This window comes from Herbidospora sp. RD11066 (genome assembly GCF_054661255.1).
This window is the reverse complement of the sequence record NZ_BAAGDO010000222.1, coordinates 1-259: the sequence shown is the minus strand read 5'-3', so window position 1 is coordinate 259 and position 259 is coordinate 1. Positions and strand designations below refer to the sequence as shown.

1 protein-coding gene is annotated in these 259 nt (G+C 60.6%); it reads left to right on the top strand.

All coding sequences use genetic code 11. The features are described from left to right. On the top strand, positions 1-191 hold a 191-nt coding region (locus ACYQ78_RS39790; protein WP_459806176.1), incomplete at its 5' end, for a hypothetical protein. Positions 192-259: the final 68 nt, after the last annotated feature.

Below are 259 nucleotides of genomic sequence, written 5' to 3'. Positions count from 1 at the left end.
ACAAGCGCGTGCTGGTGGAGGCGACTCACTCCAAGAAGACTGAGAAGATGAAGGAAAAGGCTCTTCAGGAGCAGAGCGAGGCGCGCAAGGAGAAGGCGCGCCTGACCAAGGAGAAGAAGCTGCAGAAGAAGCCGGAGCCCGCCCGCTCGGAAGAGGAGTCCAGCGGCTGGCAGCAGCAGAAGAAGCGCTGAGCCGGGCGAGACCTGTCTCCACAAGGCAGATGTTCTGAGCGGTTCGACTTGAGATTTCTGACTGGGCG